Here is a 16,315-nt window from a genome sequence, read left to right as displayed (position 1 = left end):
ACAAGAAGCGAAATCGCGGACCAAAGAAGCCAAAAAGAATTACGACATTTCCTCGAAAAGAGATGTTGCAGTTATAAGTAATTTAAGAAACTATAGTAGCCTTAATCATAAGCTTAGATTCGGACTTGTGTTCAACCGAATCTAAGCATTTTTTTGTTTTTTTAACGACACGCTGAACAAAAGATCGTATTATAATAATTTCCGTTAATCATTTTAATAGAGGAAATGAGTCAGAAAAAATTGAATAAATAACCATGGGGGATGAGTTATGAAAAAGAGAATTACGATTATTTTAGGTCTTTTAATTGTTGTAATGGGGGTTACTTACATAGGAGTGGGGAATTATTTTTATAATTTTGCCTTGAAAGCAAATGATGAAAAAGAATTTATGGATGACAATCCTCATCTAGAGGAAAGTATTGCCGTAATGGCCGAAGTAGCGGAGGCTGCCGAGTTGGCAGACAATCAGTTCGAATCAGATCATGGGGCTACTGCCATGTCGATTGTATCAAAAGATAAACTTCAGCTGAACTTACAAGCAGATTTCTATCAAAATGGAAAAGAGAATCATAAGTGGGCGATTGTCGTACATGGATACACATCGAGTGCTGAGGGGATGACTAGGTATGTTCGTAATTTTTATGAACAAGGGTTCCATGTTGTAGCTCCCGATTTACGTGGACATGGAGAAAGTGAGGGGGAATACATTGGCATGGGCTGGCATGATCGCCTTGACATGCTGCAATGGATCAATGGAATTATTGAGGTAGACCCTAATGCTGAAATTGTATTATTCGGTGTTTCAATGGGTGGTGCGACGGTCATGATGACAGCAGGTGAAGATCTGCCTTCCAACGTGAAAGTAATTGTTGAAGATTGTGGATATTCTTCGGTTAGTGATGTCTTTGTGTATCAATTGGATGACTTATTTGGCTTACCTGAATTCCCGGTGATGAACGCGGCCAATACCGTAACAAATATCCGTGCTGGATACGACTTATATGAAGCATCAGCTGTTGACCAGGTCGCAAAGAGTGAGAAACCGATTTTATTTATCCATGGCAATCAAGATACATTTGTACCCTACGAAATGTTAGATAAAGTATATGATGCCGCAGCAGTTGAAAAAGAAAAATTGATTATCAACGGCGCCGGCCATGGGGAAGCAGAAAAAGTAGATCCTCAGGCTTACTGGCGTACTATTTGGGAGTTTGTGGGACGGTTTATGTAATCGAACATATTAAAGTAAGTGAACTACTATTCCAATTTAATAGATAGGAGAAAATGATGAGTAAAAAGCGCAAGTTGGTCGTATTTATTGCAACTACATTAGATGGTTATATTGCGACAAAAGAGGATTCTCTTGAATGGCTATTCAAAGTAGAGGGTGATGGAGATAATGGTTACTCAGAGTTTTATGAAACTGTAGATACAGTTGTAATGGGGAAACGAACTTACGATTGGTTAATGGAACAAGATTTAGAGGAGTTCCCATATAAAAATAAAGAATGCTATGTATTTACAAGGTCTACTCTCAAGAATACGGAAGATGTGATATTCGTTAACGAGGATGTAACAAAATTTGCTGAAAAACGAATGAACCAAGATGGGAAAAGCATTTGGATTGTTGGTGGAGGTGAGCTCTTACACTCCTTTATTGAAGAAAAATTGGTTGATGAATTTATTATAACGATTGCTCCAACTCTACTAGGGAATGGGATTCCATTATTCAAAAAGGGAGACGATCAATTAGATCTCCTATTAAAAGGCACAAGAACCTTCAATCAATTTGTGGAACTTCATTATGAGGTGAAGGGGAGTAAAAACTATTAAGGTAAACCAAACGTTTGGAAACTAAATCCAGGCGTTTTTTATTGCAAAATTGTTGTTAAAATACTATGTGTGCGAAATTATTCATAATCTACTCTATCGAATTTTAATGCTAATTCATTAGAAATCATTTATTATATAACATATGAATTTACAAATTTTGGTTTTGGTGAGAGGGGGAGTTTATCTGAGCATCATTCAAAATCTGAAACTTTTCATAATCTTAGTATGTATTATTCTTGTGGGTTGTACAGATGACGTGAATGAACAAACATCTGTTGAACAGATGGAAGTTGCAGTTAATGGAAATACATATAAGTTTGACTGGTTTGATAGAGTAGCAAAATTAGTAGATATCCCAATTTATCCTTATGCAAGTGAGACAACGGGGAAGACACTATTAGAATTATTCGAAGATAACAGATATATTAAGAATGCTTATGGTGCGATTTTAGAAGTTAATAATGTTAAAGCACTTCAAGAGACAATTCAATCCTCTATGCTGGAATATGATCATCATTTCCTTATATCGTATCGCGGAGATGAAATAGAAAAATTAGAACAATTTGTAGCGAATGCTTATTATAATAATCCGATGATTTTGGGAACTGTAGGTTATATAACCTATGGTGTGGAAAAATCAGATGATGGCAGGTACTTCCTTCACTTTGATATTGGCTATACTACCAATAATATCGAAATGGTGACCATTAAACCGAAGTTCGAAGAGTTTTATACTAAACTTGACTTGGATGGGAAATCCGTTGATGAAAAGATTTCTATTATCCACCGAGCCGTAATTGAGAATATAGAATATGTGGATGGCGGAAATGTAAGATTTCATTCTGCATATGGCTTCTTTGTTATGGGTGAAGGCGTATGTCAAGCCTATGCAATTGCGATGCAGATGTTATTGGAAAAAGCGGGGATTGAAAGTTTTTATGTTGTAGGTTATCTGTCAGAGTCAGAAGAACACCTAGCCCATGCATGGAACTTGGTAAAAACTGAAAGTGGATGGCGCCATATCGATGCAACGAGTAATGATATGGGGACACAATCGGAAGAACAGGTTAGTCTTTACTTCTATAAACTAACTGATGAGGCTGCAGATCAATTTTATGTTTGGGATAAAGGCTTTTATCCAGTAGCGAAATAAAATATAAGGATATTTAAATCGATAGTAAGTGATGGACCACTTTTAAAGTCATTTTTTAAGACTACTAAATGTGGTCCATTTATTATTTTTATATTGGGAATTTTAGAAAATATCATAAAACTGAAATATCAAATAAATATCAATAATCCCTTTTCTTAAAATATCTTTTTTTATCGATATTCTAAAAGAAAGTTAACAATACTAATAATTTATATAAAACTAAACATTAGGTATTTTTAGAAAATTAGTACTTTGGTTTATGTATCTAATAACTATTTGACTATAGGAAACTAGTGGTATAAAATTTTTCGATATACATTATTTATTTTCATTTATTGCAGGGTGTTAAAAAATAGTTCTCGAACGATAATGTGGAAACTAATAGATGGATAGGAAAACAACTATATGGTGTATCGAAACACTGAATCTAAAACAATTGAGGTAGAGTAATAATGTCAATTTTAATCGGAATTTTAGGGTTAGTTGTAGTTTTTGGCCTAGCATACTTACTGAGTAACGACAAAAAGGCGATTGACTACCGAGCGGTTGGAGTTATGTTAGTTATGCAAGTGGTTCTAACAATAATCATGTTCAAAACAACAATTGGCTTAACAGTAATTGAGGCAATCGGAAATGGTTTTTCTACAATTATTGAAATTGGACGTGAGGGTGTAATCTTTGTAATAGGTGGATGGGTGCCTGAAGGGAATTCAGTATTTTTTGTAAATGTTTTACTTATTATCATCTTTACTTCGATGTTACTTTCTGTTTTAACTTATTTACGAATTTTACCTATTATTATCAAATATTTAGGTGGATTCCTTTCCAAAATAACTGGGTTATCCAGTGTAACCACTTTTCATGCAGTCAATAATATATTCTTTGGTCAATCGGAAGGGCTTTTGGCAATTAAATCTCATATTCATAAAATGAGCAATAATAATTTATTTGTTATTTCGGTCTCTTCAATGGCTTCTGTATCCGCTTCAATTATGGCTTCATACATCACAATGTTGCCTGCAAAGTACGTATTGGGGGCAATGACTTTAAATGCTTTATCTGCTTTAATTATTGGTATTATTATGGCACCAGAGAAAAACACGGCCAAAACTGAAGAGATTGATACTAAAAATGCTTCACCTGCAAATTCATTGTTCGAATCCATTTCAGTAGGTGCGTTAGATGGTGGGAAAGTAGCATTGATCGTTGCCGCGATGTTAATTGCTTATGTCGGACTAATGGCTCTAATAGATGCTGGTTTCAATGCAATTATTGGGTTATCATTTACTGAAATTTTAGGATATATATTCTCGCCGATTGCATGGCTTATGGGCGTGCCATCAAGTGATATATTAGTAGCTGGTCAAACAATGGGTACGAAATTGGCAACAAATGAATTTGTGGCGATGCTTCAATTCGTAGAACACATTCCATCACTTTCTGAGAAAACAGTGGGTATAGTATCCGTATTTTTAATTAGCTTTGCTAACTTTAGCTCGATCGGGATTATAAGTGGTTCTATGCAAGCGATTAATGGAGAAAAAGCTTCCGTTGTTTCGAAATTTGGACTTAAAATGCTATTAGCTGCTACAATGGTGTCAACGTTAACAGCAACATTGGTTGGTTTGTTTATTTAACCAAGAGTTTCAAACCTACTCTAAAGAAGTGTCATGTTAATTGGAAGTTGTAATATAAAAGAAAAAGTACCCTATTTGAAAGTTTTATAAATTTCTGATATGCTCCCCAATAGGTAGACAGATGAAAAAATAAAATCTGTTTAATCTATTTGGGAGTTTTTTTATGAAAAAATATCACTTTTCAAAAGAAGAAAAATTAGAGATTTTAAATTTTTATAATAATAGCTACTTTACACTTAATGAAGTCGCTAGATTATATAAAGTTGATTCTAGAACAATTAAAGATTGGCAAAGTAATTATCATTTCTTTGGAGAAGACGGTCTCGAAAAGCTCAAAAATCATAATAACTATCCTAGAGAATTAAAATTAGCTGCGGTTCAAGATTATATTTCAGGAGGACTTTCATTAAGAGAGACAGTGAGAAAATATAGACTTTCTGGTACAACCGTTTTAAGGAACTGGATTAAAAAGTATACTAGTCATAGTGAATTAAAAGATTCGGGTAGAGGAATGAGCCAACCTATGACTAAAGGAAGAAAAACGACAGTTGGAGAACGTATTGAAATCGCAAAAGCTTGCATAGCGAATGGAAAGAATTATCAAGAAACAGCAGTAAAATACAAGGTATCTTATCAACAAGTTTATCAATGGGTGAAGAAATTTGAAGATAATGGCGAACAAACATTAATGGATCGCCGTGGGCGAACGAAACCAGTTGAAGAACGTACACTTGAAGATGAATATCGTTTAAAAATTCAACAGATAGAACGAGAAAATGAAAGATTACGTGCAGAAAATCTATACTTAAAAAAGTTAGAGGAAATAGAAAGGAGGCGTCGTTAAGTAAGATACGTATTCAAAGCCGTTATAAGGCGATTCAAGAAATAGCAGAGAAAGAAAACTTAGCTGTTGTTTTACTGTGCGAAATAGCTGCAGTATCACGTGCAGCATATTACAAATGGTTAAATCGCCAACTTTCAGAACGAGAAGTCGAAAATCAAAAGCTAGTTGAATTGATTAAAAATTTATATAAACAAGTAGATGGGATCTATGGTTATCGCCGCATAACGATGACAATTAATCGACAACGGGAAAAAGAAGGATTAACAAAATTCAATAAGAAGCGTATTTACCGATTAATGCAGATTTGTGGCATAGAAGCGGTTATTCGTCGTAAATCAAAACGATATCGTAAGGTTAAGCCAGATTATGTTTCAGAAAATCTATTAGCACGTGAATTTACAGCTAAAGAACCAAATCAAAAATGGTGTACAGATGTGACTGAATTTAAGTATGGTAACGGTAGAAAGGCGTATTTAAGTGCAATTATTGATCTATATGATAAGTCAATTGTGAGCTATAAATTAGGACATTCTAATAATAATCAGTTAGTGTTTAATACCGTTATACCGGCAATTCAAAGTTTGAAACTCGAAGAGTTTCCCTTATTACATAGTGATCGTGGATATCAATATACATCAAAACATTTTAAACAAATTATGGAAACAGCTGAGATGCGTCATAGCATGTCAAGAGTAGGGCGTTGCATTGATAACGGACCCATTGAAGCATTTTGGGGCACATTAAAAGTAGAGAAGTACTATTTACATAAATATGAGACGTATGAAGAATTAAAAACAGCAATTGATACATACATTTCGTTCTATAACAATGAACGTTACCAAGAAAAATTAAATGGCTTGAGCCCCTTAGAATACAGAGCTCAAGCCGCATAAACCATTTTTATTATTTACCCTGTCTACTTGACAGGGAGCACTTCATTCAAGTAGGGTACTTTTTTTATTATTTTACATGAATAGGTCCTTTAAGCTTTTCAATAATTGCACCTATCATAATACCGATAATTGCTGGCAAAATCCAACCGACACCTTGTTCATAAAGAGGAATTGAATTTAAAATTCCAGACCATGAACTACCTAAGAGTGTAGTATTTACTGTGTCAATAATACTGTAGATGGCTGTGAAAATAATACCGTAGAGATAAATAGATGGATTCGCAAAACGATTCAATAACCCCAAAATGATCAAAACGATGGCTAATGGATAAATTGCACCTAAAATTGGGGAAGAAATGGCTAAAATTTGATTTAAACCTAAGTTTGCAATCGCAAAACTGATGACCGCTACGATTGTAGCCCATGTTTTATAAGCAAAAAATGGCATAAGACGTGAAAAGTATTCTCCACATGAAATAATTAGACTGATGGAAACACATAAACAAGCAACTGTAAATAAAGCGCCAAGAATGATATTACCCGCTTGTCCGAACAATTCGTTCATCACGAGTGTTAAAGTTTCTGCTCCGTTATCCATTTGTTTAAATCCGGAGACGGAAGCCCCTAGATACGTAAGGATACTATAAATAATTGCCAATAACATACCGGCACCTATTCCCGCAAATAACATATATTTCGAAAGGGAAGAATCGTCCTTAATACCTTTTAATCGTAGAGTATTTACCACAACAATACCGTAAACCAATGCTGCTAAAGCATCCATTGTTAAATATCCATCTAAGAAACCTTGGAAAAAAGCATTATTAGCATAGATTTCTGTTGGGGCTGCAAAGGATTGAGCAGGCGTCAAAATAGCTTTGACAAAAATAATCGCAATTAAGATTAGTAAGACAGGTGTTAATAGCTTTCCGAATCGATCCACTAGCTTTGATGGAGATAGACTTAAATATAAAACGATAGCAAAGAAAATGATTGTATAGATAAGCAACATCATCGAACTATTCGATAATTCTTCTGCTAAAAATGGTTTGATACTCATTTCGTAGGCGACTGTACCTGCACGTGGAATAGCTAATCCAGGCCCGATAGATAGATAGATGAGGAATGGAAAGAACAGTGCAAACCACGGATGTACCCTTGTTGAAAGTGTATTCAAACTACCTGCCTTCCCTACAGCAATCACCCCTAATATAGGTAAACCAACTGCAGTAATAATAAACCCGGTTAGTGAAATCCACATTTCTGTCCCAGCTGCATTTCCTAAAAAGGCAGGGAAGATTAAGTTTCCTGCTCCAAAGAACATGGAAAATAACATAAAAGCTATAAATAATAATTCTTTATACGAGAGTGTGTTCATAGATGTCTCCTTTTTGATACAATTCAATGCATTATAACAACAAAGAATCGTTGAATCCATAACTATTCAAATAGTAGAAATAGTAGATTTATTTTGAATGTTGCTAGTTAGCTAATAATAGTTAATGGCTTTGTTATAAAATAGAGACTTTTGAATATTCGTACGCAAACAAATATTATTACACTTCACCTAATGTATACCTTAATTCGCCAGATAAATTATTGAGAAGATAATATTTAATGGAAGAAATTAATTTTAGAAATCCTCTTACTAGATAATAATGAAATTAGTATTAGGTAGGGTTCTCCTTTCATAAAAATGGTCTTCCAATTATAATAAAATTAATAATTAGTATTAAACTTATTGATAAAGTCTTTTTAGGGGAACAGAGGATGCATAATCTTAGTGGAAAATTAAAACTAAAATATTTAATGATCGGGTTAATCATTTTAGCCTTTCTATTATCTCTAGCAAGTAGCCTTTATAGTAGTTATCAAAGGAGTATTAATGTATTGGAAAATCAGACCTTAGAAAAAAATCGGGTCTATGCATTAAAACTATCTCAAATTGTGAATTTATATTTGGATCAGTCATTACAAGTACTTGAGTACAGTGCTGCAAAAATTGCCGATCAAATGGATAATGAAGAATTATTAAATTATGAGGCGAGTCGCCTGTTATATCAGCAGAATGCATTTAATTCTGTAGTTATAGCTAACAAGAATGGGTTAATGCTAGCAGGGGCACCTGAAAAAAATGGACTTAAAGGAACTGTCATAACCTCAGAAGTAGGTACCCAGCAAATAAAAAATCAAGTACCCTCAATTTCTGATCCATTTCGGGCTACAACTGGAAAGTTATTAGTTACTGTCTCTTATCCGATTTTCACAAGTAACGGAAACTATCAGGGGGTTGTGAACGGTAGTATTTATATTCATGAGTCAAACTTCTTTGAGAGTATTTTAGGCGAACATCAATATCAGGATGGTTCAAATGTATATGTAGTGGATTCAAACGGTAAAATTATTTATCATCTCGTGAAGTCACGACTCGGCGTGGATGTTTCAAATAATAAAGTGGTACAAAGAATAGAAGAGGGGGATAGTGGGGCACAGCTTGTTACCAATCAATGGGATGAGGAGATGCTTGCTGGTTTTAGTCCCTTAGAGAAAGCGAATTGGGGGGTAGTTGTTCAGACCCCACACGAGGTAGCGATTAATTCTGTAGGTAATCAAGTTTTAACAACATTTTATTTCGAATTGCCATTACTTATAATTTCCATCATCATTGTATTATTATTGGCTGCAAAAATCACAAAACCATTACAACAGATTGCTACACTTACAGAAAATAGTATCAATGAAAGTGAAATGGGAAATATAAACAGGTTGAATGCTTGGTATTATGAAGCATCGCAAATCAAAAAAGCCTTAATTCAAAGTTTTTCATTCTTACATGGTCAAGTAAGCATTTTAAAGGATGAAAATACAATTGATCCTCTTACAAGCTTAACGAATCGACGGGCATTGGATACAGTTCTGCATTCTTGGACGGTTCAAGGCAAAATGTACTCGGTGATTATGTTGGATATTGACCACTTTAAATCAATCAATGATACCTATGGACATGCTGTTGGAGATGATGTATTAAAATTTCTATCCATTCAAATGAGGACAACCGTGAGGGAACAAGATCTCTGTTGTCGATATGGGGGAGAAGAGTTTATTATTTTATTACCTGAGACAGGTGTTGAGGAAGCCTACGACATTGCAGAGCATCTACGTAAAAATGTTGAAGGCACAACTAGCCCAATAGGGAAAACTGTAACATTCTCTGCAGGAATTGCAGGGTTCCCTAAACAAGCAGGAAATTCAAAAAAATTAATCGAAGTAGCAGATAATGCACTATACGAAGCGAAAAAACTAGGGCGAAATCGTGTGGTAATAGCTAAAGAAGAGCTTTTTTAATGTAATGAATAAATTAAATGTCTGTTTAGTTAATATAGTTACTATTTGGAAATCAAAAATGCAATTTGCGAAGGAGCAAATTGCATTTTATTTTGTAGATAGCCCACTATTTACGAGATTATGGTCTTGATATCTTCAATTAGTTCAACACAAACTTCTTTTGAAGTAGCCCATGAAGTAACAAAGCGAATTGCAATTTTGTCCTCAACAGGCGCCCAAATTTCAAAAGCATAAAGTTTTTGTAATTGCTCAACCTGTTCCTTAGAAAAGATAGGGAAGATTTGGTTTGTTGGTGATTCGTTTAATAGAGGTACGCCTATGCTTTTTAACTCATTGCTTAGATATCTTGCCAATTCGTTCTCATGCATACCCATTTCAAAGTAAAGGTTGTTTTTAAATGCTGCTTCGAACTGAATACCCAATACATAACCCTTTGCCAGCATTGCCCCTTTATTTTTAATGTGATATCTGAAATAGGGTTTTACCTGTTCGTTGAAAATCACAATTGCTTCGCCACTTAGCATGCCTATTTTAGTTCCGCCGATGTACATGACGTCACAAAGATCTTTTAGGTGGTTAAATTCTACATCACTTGCAGCAAGACCACTTGAAAGGCGTGCGCCATCTATGTACAGATATAAACGATTCTCTTTACAATAATCATATAATGATTTCAATTCAGCTTCACTATAGACTGTGCCAATCTCTGTCGATTGAGAAATGTAAACCATCCCTATCTTCACCATATGCTCATCTTGATGGTACTTTAATGCAGCTTCAATATCATCGGGAATTAGCTTTCCATCTATACCCGGAGCAGTATAAACTTTATGACCGGTTGCTTCAATTGCACCGGTTTCATGAACATTAATATGGCCAGAACTACACGCTAATACAGCCTCATAGGGACGCAATATATGAGATATAACAGAAGCATTTGCTTGAGTACCCCCCGTTACGAAGTGAATGTCACAATCATCACATTCCAGCTTTTCTCGAATTAATTTCTTTGCATCTTCTGAATGCTTGTCCAATCCATATCCGTTATTTTGTTCGTTGCTAGCTTTTAGCAAGGCTTCTAATATGTCGGGATGGCAAAGTTCACTATAATCATTTTTAAAACTGTATTTCATTTTCAGAGGACCTTCTTTGCTATTTTTAATTAGTATAACATTAATTTCTAAATTCAAGATGTTTCGAAAATTAGATTAAATGAAAAAAATTAAAGAGGAGATTGTAAGGCTAGGCATGAATACTTTTCATTGAGTAGTCATGCCTGTATATATTAAAAGAAAAAATTCTTCATATTAATAGCCCCTGAAAATAATCTAGCATCTTTTCCGAGCTTATTGTTCATGAAGGAATATTGTTGTAAACATTGCTGAAATAAATCGTCGCAATACCTTCTAGTTCTTCTATCTCTATTGTATAAATAGCACTCATCATGGAATTTGCAGCAAGCGTCCACGGGATTTGTAGGGGAGCCTGGGCCAGAGCAACCAGGTCCACAATAACGGTATCCCGGATAGCAGAAACCAATTCTACCGGGTCTCATAAGTACAACCTCTTTTCTAATTTCTAGTTTTACTAGCATATGTGTCTCTGACAAGTCTAGTAAGGGCTTTTCAACTAGTTTATACAAGGAACTGTATTGTAGATTTGTCTATATAAAAACCTCAAACGCCTTTATGAAAGGAATTCGAGGTTAATACACTAAAAATATAAAATGGTTTAGTGGCTTAATCGCCGCCACCACCACCGCCATCATCGCCGCCACTGTCGCCACAGTCTGAACTACCACCGCTCCCAGAGTCGAAAGTCCACCATCCACTTGAGCTTTTAGATTGAGAATTTCTTTTCCTAACGCGTTTTTCATAGGTACGTTCTGCAGGTGTCATCTTCAACCACTTGAAGAAATAAAAGATATTTGAAATAATTCGAAAAACAACGAGTAATACAAAATATACAACAGAGCAAATGACTACTGTGGCTATGATAATACCCAATGTTTCCCCGATTGCATCTATCAAATCTTCCACCTGCCTTTTATTTCATTGTATCAATTTTTTACTTTCTATAGCCAATGAGGAAAGGCTTAAAAGTTTAATAGTAAAAAATAACCAAAAACAATCATGATGGTTAGGTTTAGAGAAAAGTGAAATAAAGCCAATACTAAACAAAGAAAAAAGAGCACAAAATGTGCTCTTTGGTGCTACTAACGACGATGTTCTACTAGGTCAATTGCACCTAAGACTATATGTGCTAATCCGAACCCGAAAATGGTATTCGCCAACATTTGGTTAGAACCCTTTTGTTTCATAGCATACCCTGCTGCAGTTACAGCTGATCCAAGTACAGTTGGAATTAAGCCTTCACGAAAATTGTTCATAAAAGTTTCCTCCACATCGAAAGTTAGTAGGTGTTAATATCACCATCCCTATTATGACATTGAAACACAGTAACTATTCGATTTTCTTTGTTTAAATGTATTGTCTTAACACATAATAACGAGAAGTAAGGGTTAAAAATTTGAGTCTGTATTCAAAGAAGGAATTAAATGTCTTTTGTGGAAGTTAAATAATAGCTTATTTTAATAGGATAAGGGCAAAACATGGCGTACATAGAATAGTTTTAAAGGGGTGTACATATGGGCAAAAAAGTGCGTGAATTAGGTATTAAGATCGGAAACCTTCCAACTGGAAAGAAAAATTGTATTACTGATGTTTCGGGTGTTAAGGTCGGCCATGTAACGTTAGATAAGGAACTAGGAAAAGTAGGTGAATATGCCTGTACAGGGGTAACAGCAATATTACCACATGGCGGGAATTTGTTCCAAAATAAGGTGACGGCCTCGAGTTATGTAATAAATGGCTTTGGAAAATCCACCGGGCTTATCCAGGTAAATGAACTCGGTGTGATCGAATCACCAATCATGCTAACTAATACCTTTAGTGTGCCTCATGTAACTCAAGGAACACTTCAATACATGTTAGATTCTAATAAGGAAATCGGAATCAAAACCGGCACCATTAATATTGTAGTTGGGGAATGTAATGATAGCCATTTAAATTCAATAAGAGAGTGTTATGTGTCTCCTAGTCATGCAATTGAAGCAATTGAGAAAGCATCAGCTGGAGCTGTTCAGGAAGGAGCAGTTGGTGCAGGAAAAGGGATGGTTTGCTTTGGATACAAAGGTGGAATTGGCTCATCTTCCCGTATTGTAGAAGATGAAGACGTTGGAGTGTCATTTACGGTTGGATGTTTGGTATTAACTAATTTCGGAAAGAGCACAGAGTTTGCAAAAGAAAACTATAAGCTATCATCCAAACAAATTGAGTCCACAATTTCTCCTACAGACGGATCAATAATGATTGTTTTTACAACAGACGCACCCCTTAGCAGTAGGCAATTAACACGTGTAATTAAACGTTGCAGTATTGGGTTGGGGCGAACGGGAAGCTATTTTGCGCACGGAAGTGGTGATATTGTGATTGGCTTTACAACTGCACACAAGAATCCTCATTCATCAAATGAAGTGATTGAAAGCCGAACACAGCTGCGTGAGGATCACCCAGTTATGAACCAATTGTTTGCAGCAGCGGCAGAAACTACTGAAGAAGCTATTCTTAACTCCCTTTCTCAAGCTGAAACAACTACTGGTCGAAATGGTAATGTGGTTCATGCATATGAATTTTAAATATTAGGTATATTAAGTTGTTTAAGGAATTCCAAGACCTTAAATAACTTTTTTTATATATAAAATGTAATTTTTGGAATTGGATACATCTTTTAAATAGTAACATTCGAGGTAAATAGATGGCAGAAATATATTATTACATAATAATGTTAAATAAATATTTAATTTCCATAAATATTATTTAATACCTAGTAAAAAAATGTAAAGTATGATAGATTTGTTTTTAAATACGGAATAATCAAAATATTCATATTCTTTGATACATTTTCTTACATAGTGTGAGGTGATTTCCAATACTAGAAAAGATTTATACTCCAATTCCAAGAGTAGAACAGTCTGCTATCATCCATAATCCTAAAATTTGTGAGAGTTATGAACCAATAGTAAATCTTGTAGATGTTCATCCAAGAGTATTTTCAAAATCGATGTATTATGAACAAGGAATTCCCGATAGTCTAAAATCGATTTATATTCGTAAAAACACATATGAGAGATTGATTGAGGCATTAAATCTATTGCCTCAAAACTATAGTTTCATTTTATATGATGGTTATAGACCACTTCAGGTACAACAATATTTGTTCCAATTATTTTCACAAGTTATAAAGAAAAGAAATCCATATTTTTCGGAAGAAGATGTTTTAAAAGAAACGTTGAAATTTGTTGCATTTCCAAGTATAGAACCATATAAAACCTCTCCTCATTTAACAGGTGGAGCTCTTGATTTAACCTTAGGTGATTTAGCAGGAAACCCGTTAGATCTTGGAAGTGCATTTGATGAAATGAGCAAAAAATCTGCAACTTGCTATTATGAGCAATATCCGAATGAAAATGAAGAAGCCTTGAGGAATAGGCGTATTTTATTTCATGCGATGACAGCTGTTGGATTTACGAATTATTCAGAGGAATGGTGGCATTACGACTATGGTAATGTAACCTGGGCAAGGCGAGTGAATGCAACGGAAGCGAAGTATGGAGCAATTGAAGCAATAATTGAGACAAATCAAATAAAGGAGTTTCGATATTTATGAAAGTTTATATTAGTGCAGATATAGAAGGGATTACTGGTACAACGGCTTGGATTGAGACAGAGCTCAATACACAAGATATTCAACCTTTTTTAAAGCAAATGACAAAGGAAGTAGAGGCAGCTATTGAAGGTGCAATTGCAGGAGGTGCTACAGAAATTTTGCTGAAAGATGCCCACGATTCTGCTCGAAATCTTGATATATCAAATTTACCGGTAAATTGTAAGGTCATCCGAGGGTGGACTGGTGACCCGATGTGTATGGTAGCAGGTTTGGATGAAAGCTTTGACCGTGCTATTTTTATTGGCTACCACAGTAAAGGCGGGAGTCATCGTAATCCGTTAGCTCACACATTAGTAGTGAATGCAGATGTAAAAATTAATGGCGAATATGTCAGTGAATTTTTAATAAATACCTATGCAGCTAGTTTATATGGAGTACCGGTCGCCTTTGTAAGTGGGGATGTTGGTCTCACAGAAGAAATTCATGATTTCAATGAAAATATCATTACTTTTGCTACTAAAGAAGGCATTGGTAGTGCAACAGTTAGTGTAAGTCCGAAATTAACTATTAAAGAAACTAAAATATTAGTAGAAGAAGCCATGCGGATTGACCGCGAAACGCTAAAAGTAAAGCTGCCTGAAAAATTTGTAGTCGAAATAGTTTACCGTGATCATGCTCGTGCCTTTCGTAATTCGTTCTACCCAGGGGCGACTTTTAAGCCGCATAATACTGTAGAGTTTGTAACAGATGATTATTATGAAGTTTTACGTATATTACAGTTTTTAACGTAGATAGGTGATGGAATGAAAATAGCAGATATTCAAGTAGGAGTGGTAGAAGCACCACTTATTACACCATTTAAAACAGCGCTAAGAACTGTAGATAATATTCGAAATATTGCAATTTATATCTATACGGATGATGGTCACATTGGTGTCGGCGAGGCTGCACCAACAGCGGTGATTACAGGTGAAACAAGCGCATCAATATCACATGCCATTACTGAATTTATTAAACCAGCAATTGTCGGAATGGATATAGAGGAAATTGCTGCAATCATGGAGCGAATGGAAAAAAGTATAGTTAAAAATACCAGCGCTAAGGCTGCGGTTGACATGGCGATTTATGATTTGTATGCAAAACATTATAAGACACCCCTTTATAAATTATTAGGCGGCTACCGAAAGGAACTGATTACAGATATCACGATAAGCGTGAATGATGTGGACGAGATGGTTAAGGATAGCCTAAGTGCAGTTGAACGAGGTTTCAACATACTCAAAGTGAAGGTTGGAAAGGATCCAATTGGTGATATTGAACGTGTTATTGCAATACGTGAAGCAGTTGGACCAAATACCACTTTACGAGTAGATGCTAACCAAGGCTGGACACCTAAGCAAGCTGTCCGAATAATTGGTGCACTGGAGGATGCCAATACAAATATCGAGCTTGTGGAACAACCTGTTCATTCTAGTGACATAGAAGGAATGCGTTATGTAACATCCAATACGTTAACCAATATCTTAGCAGATGAAAGTGTTTTTTCTCCAAAGGAGGCAATCATGCTAATTGAAAAACGGGCTGCTGATCTAATTAATATTAAGTTAATGAAAACAGGTGGAATCTATCAAGCTCAAAAAATTGTCCATATTGCAGAAGCGAATGGCATTGAATGCATGATTGGCTGCATGTTAGAAACGAAAATTAGTGTAAGTGCTGCTGCTCATTTTGCTGCATCTCAGAAAAACATCACGATGATTGATTTGGATGGGCCTTTGCTATGTATGAATGATCCTGTGATAGGTGGTCCGACATTTAATGGACAAATCATTACAATGTCAAGTGAACCTGGAATCGGATTTTCATTATAAAAAAAGAGATA

Annotated in this window: 15 protein-coding genes; 10 read left to right on the top strand and 5 right to left on the bottom strand. The window is 35.2% G+C overall.

Annotation, left to right across the window (positions count from 1 at the left end; translation table 11 throughout):
* Nucleotides 1-268: 268 nt before the first annotated feature.
* The 5 genes from C1N55_RS13190 to C1N55_RS13170 all read left to right on the top strand — a co-directional run bounded on the left by C1N55_RS13190 (nt 269) and on the right by C1N55_RS13170 (nt 6,360).
* Nucleotides 269-1,231, top strand: a complete 963-nt coding sequence (locus C1N55_RS13190; protein WP_137729263.1) for an alpha/beta hydrolase — start codon at nt 269-271, stop codon at nt 1,229-1,231.
* A gap of 56 nt (nt 1,232-1,287) precedes the next feature.
* Nucleotides 1,288-1,833, top strand: a complete 546-nt coding sequence (locus tag C1N55_RS13185) for a dihydrofolate reductase family protein (protein ID WP_137729262.1) — start codon at nt 1,288-1,290, stop codon at nt 1,831-1,833.
* Nucleotides 1,834-2,089: 256 nt separating this feature from the next.
* Nucleotides 2,090-2,986, top strand: a complete 897-nt coding sequence (locus C1N55_RS13180; protein WP_168193856.1) for a transglutaminase domain-containing protein — start codon at nt 2,090-2,092, stop codon at nt 2,984-2,986.
* A 452-nt stretch (nt 2,987-3,438) separates the two neighbouring features.
* A complete protein-coding gene (locus C1N55_RS13175; protein ID WP_137729260.1) occupies nt 3,439-4,623 on the top strand; it encodes a NupC/NupG family nucleoside CNT transporter in 1,185 nt (394 codons plus the stop codon).
* Between the two features lie 163 nt (nt 4,624-4,786).
* Nucleotides 4,787-6,360 (top strand): IS3 family transposase gene (locus C1N55_RS13170; RefSeq protein ID WP_137729259.1). Its coding sequence is split into 2 segments (ribosomal slippage): nt 4,787-5,426 and nt 5,426-6,360, totalling 1,575 coding nucleotides; the frame shifts between segments, so codons are not numbered across the junction.
* A gap of 67 nt (nt 6,361-6,427) precedes the next feature.
* Here the strand turns inward: C1N55_RS13170 and brnQ are convergent.
* Entirely contained in the window at nt 6,428-7,738 is a 1,311-nt protein-coding gene (gene brnQ, locus C1N55_RS13165) for a branched-chain amino acid transport system II carrier protein (protein ID WP_137729258.1), read from the bottom strand.
* Between the two features lie 392 nt (nt 7,739-8,130).
* Here brnQ and C1N55_RS13160 point away from each other — a divergent pair, with 392 nt between their 5' ends.
* Nucleotides 8,131-9,705 carry a sensor domain-containing diguanylate cyclase gene (locus tag C1N55_RS13160; protein WP_137729257.1) on the top strand — a complete coding sequence of 525 codons (1,575 nt, stop codon included), beginning with the start codon at nt 8,131-8,133 and terminating at the stop codon, nt 9,703-9,705.
* 110 nt (nt 9,706-9,815) lie between these two features.
* Here C1N55_RS13160 and C1N55_RS13155 read toward each other — a convergent pair whose 3' ends face one another.
* The 4 genes from C1N55_RS13155 to C1N55_RS13140 all read right to left on the bottom strand — a co-directional run bounded on the left by C1N55_RS13155 (nt 9,816) and on the right by C1N55_RS13140 (nt 12,094).
* Nucleotides 9,816-10,838 carry a threonine aldolase family protein gene (locus tag C1N55_RS13155; protein WP_137729256.1) on the bottom strand — a complete coding sequence of 341 codons (1,023 nt, stop codon included), beginning with the start codon at nt 10,836-10,838 and terminating at the stop codon, nt 9,816-9,818.
* Nucleotides 10,839-10,990: 152 nt separating this feature from the next.
* The gene (locus C1N55_RS20800) at nt 10,991-11,260 is read right to left on the bottom strand and encodes a Parvovirus coat protein VP1-like protein (protein WP_137729255.1); all 270 of its coding nucleotides are present in this window, start codon (nt 11,258-11,260) and stop codon (nt 10,991-10,993) included.
* 184 nt (nt 11,261-11,444) lie between these two features.
* Nucleotides 11,445-11,735, bottom strand: a complete 291-nt coding sequence (locus C1N55_RS13145; RefSeq protein WP_137729254.1) for a hypothetical protein — start codon at nt 11,733-11,735, stop codon at nt 11,445-11,447.
* A 185-nt stretch (nt 11,736-11,920) separates the two neighbouring features.
* Complete coding sequence (locus tag C1N55_RS13140) at nt 11,921-12,094, bottom strand: hypothetical protein (protein ID WP_036201682.1); 174 nt, start codon at nt 12,092-12,094, stop codon at nt 11,921-11,923.
* Between the two features lie 258 nt (nt 12,095-12,352).
* Here C1N55_RS13140 and C1N55_RS13135 point away from each other — a divergent pair, with 258 nt between their 5' ends.
* The 4 genes from C1N55_RS13135 to C1N55_RS13120 all read left to right on the top strand — a co-directional run bounded on the left by C1N55_RS13135 (nt 12,353) and on the right by C1N55_RS13120 (nt 16,304).
* Entirely contained in the window at nt 12,353-13,402 is a 1,050-nt protein-coding gene (locus C1N55_RS13135; protein ID WP_137729253.1) for a DmpA family aminopeptidase, read from the top strand.
* 425 nt (nt 13,403-13,827) lie between these two features.
* Entirely contained in the window at nt 13,828-14,433 is a 606-nt protein-coding gene (locus tag C1N55_RS13130; RefSeq protein ID WP_137729252.1) for a M15 family metallopeptidase, read from the top strand.
* Nucleotides 14,430-15,224, top strand: a complete 795-nt coding sequence (locus tag C1N55_RS13125; protein ID WP_137729251.1) for a M55 family metallopeptidase — start codon at nt 14,430-14,432, stop codon at nt 15,222-15,224. Before C1N55_RS13130 ends, C1N55_RS13125 begins: the two co-directional genes overlap by 4 nt.
* Before the next feature lie 12 nt (nt 15,225-15,236).
* Nucleotides 15,237-16,304: a dipeptide epimerase gene (locus tag C1N55_RS13120; protein ID WP_137729250.1), complete on the top strand. Its 1,068-nt coding sequence runs from the start codon at nt 15,237-15,239 to the stop codon at nt 16,302-16,304.
* Nucleotides 16,305-16,315 lie beyond the last annotated feature (11 nt).

Origin of the sequence: Lysinibacillus sp. SGAir0095 (assembly GCF_005491425.1) — a bacterium.
Taxonomy (GTDB): domain Bacteria; phylum Bacillota; class Bacilli; order Bacillales_A; family Planococcaceae; genus Ureibacillus.
This window is presented reverse-complemented; position numbering and strand designations above follow the sequence as displayed.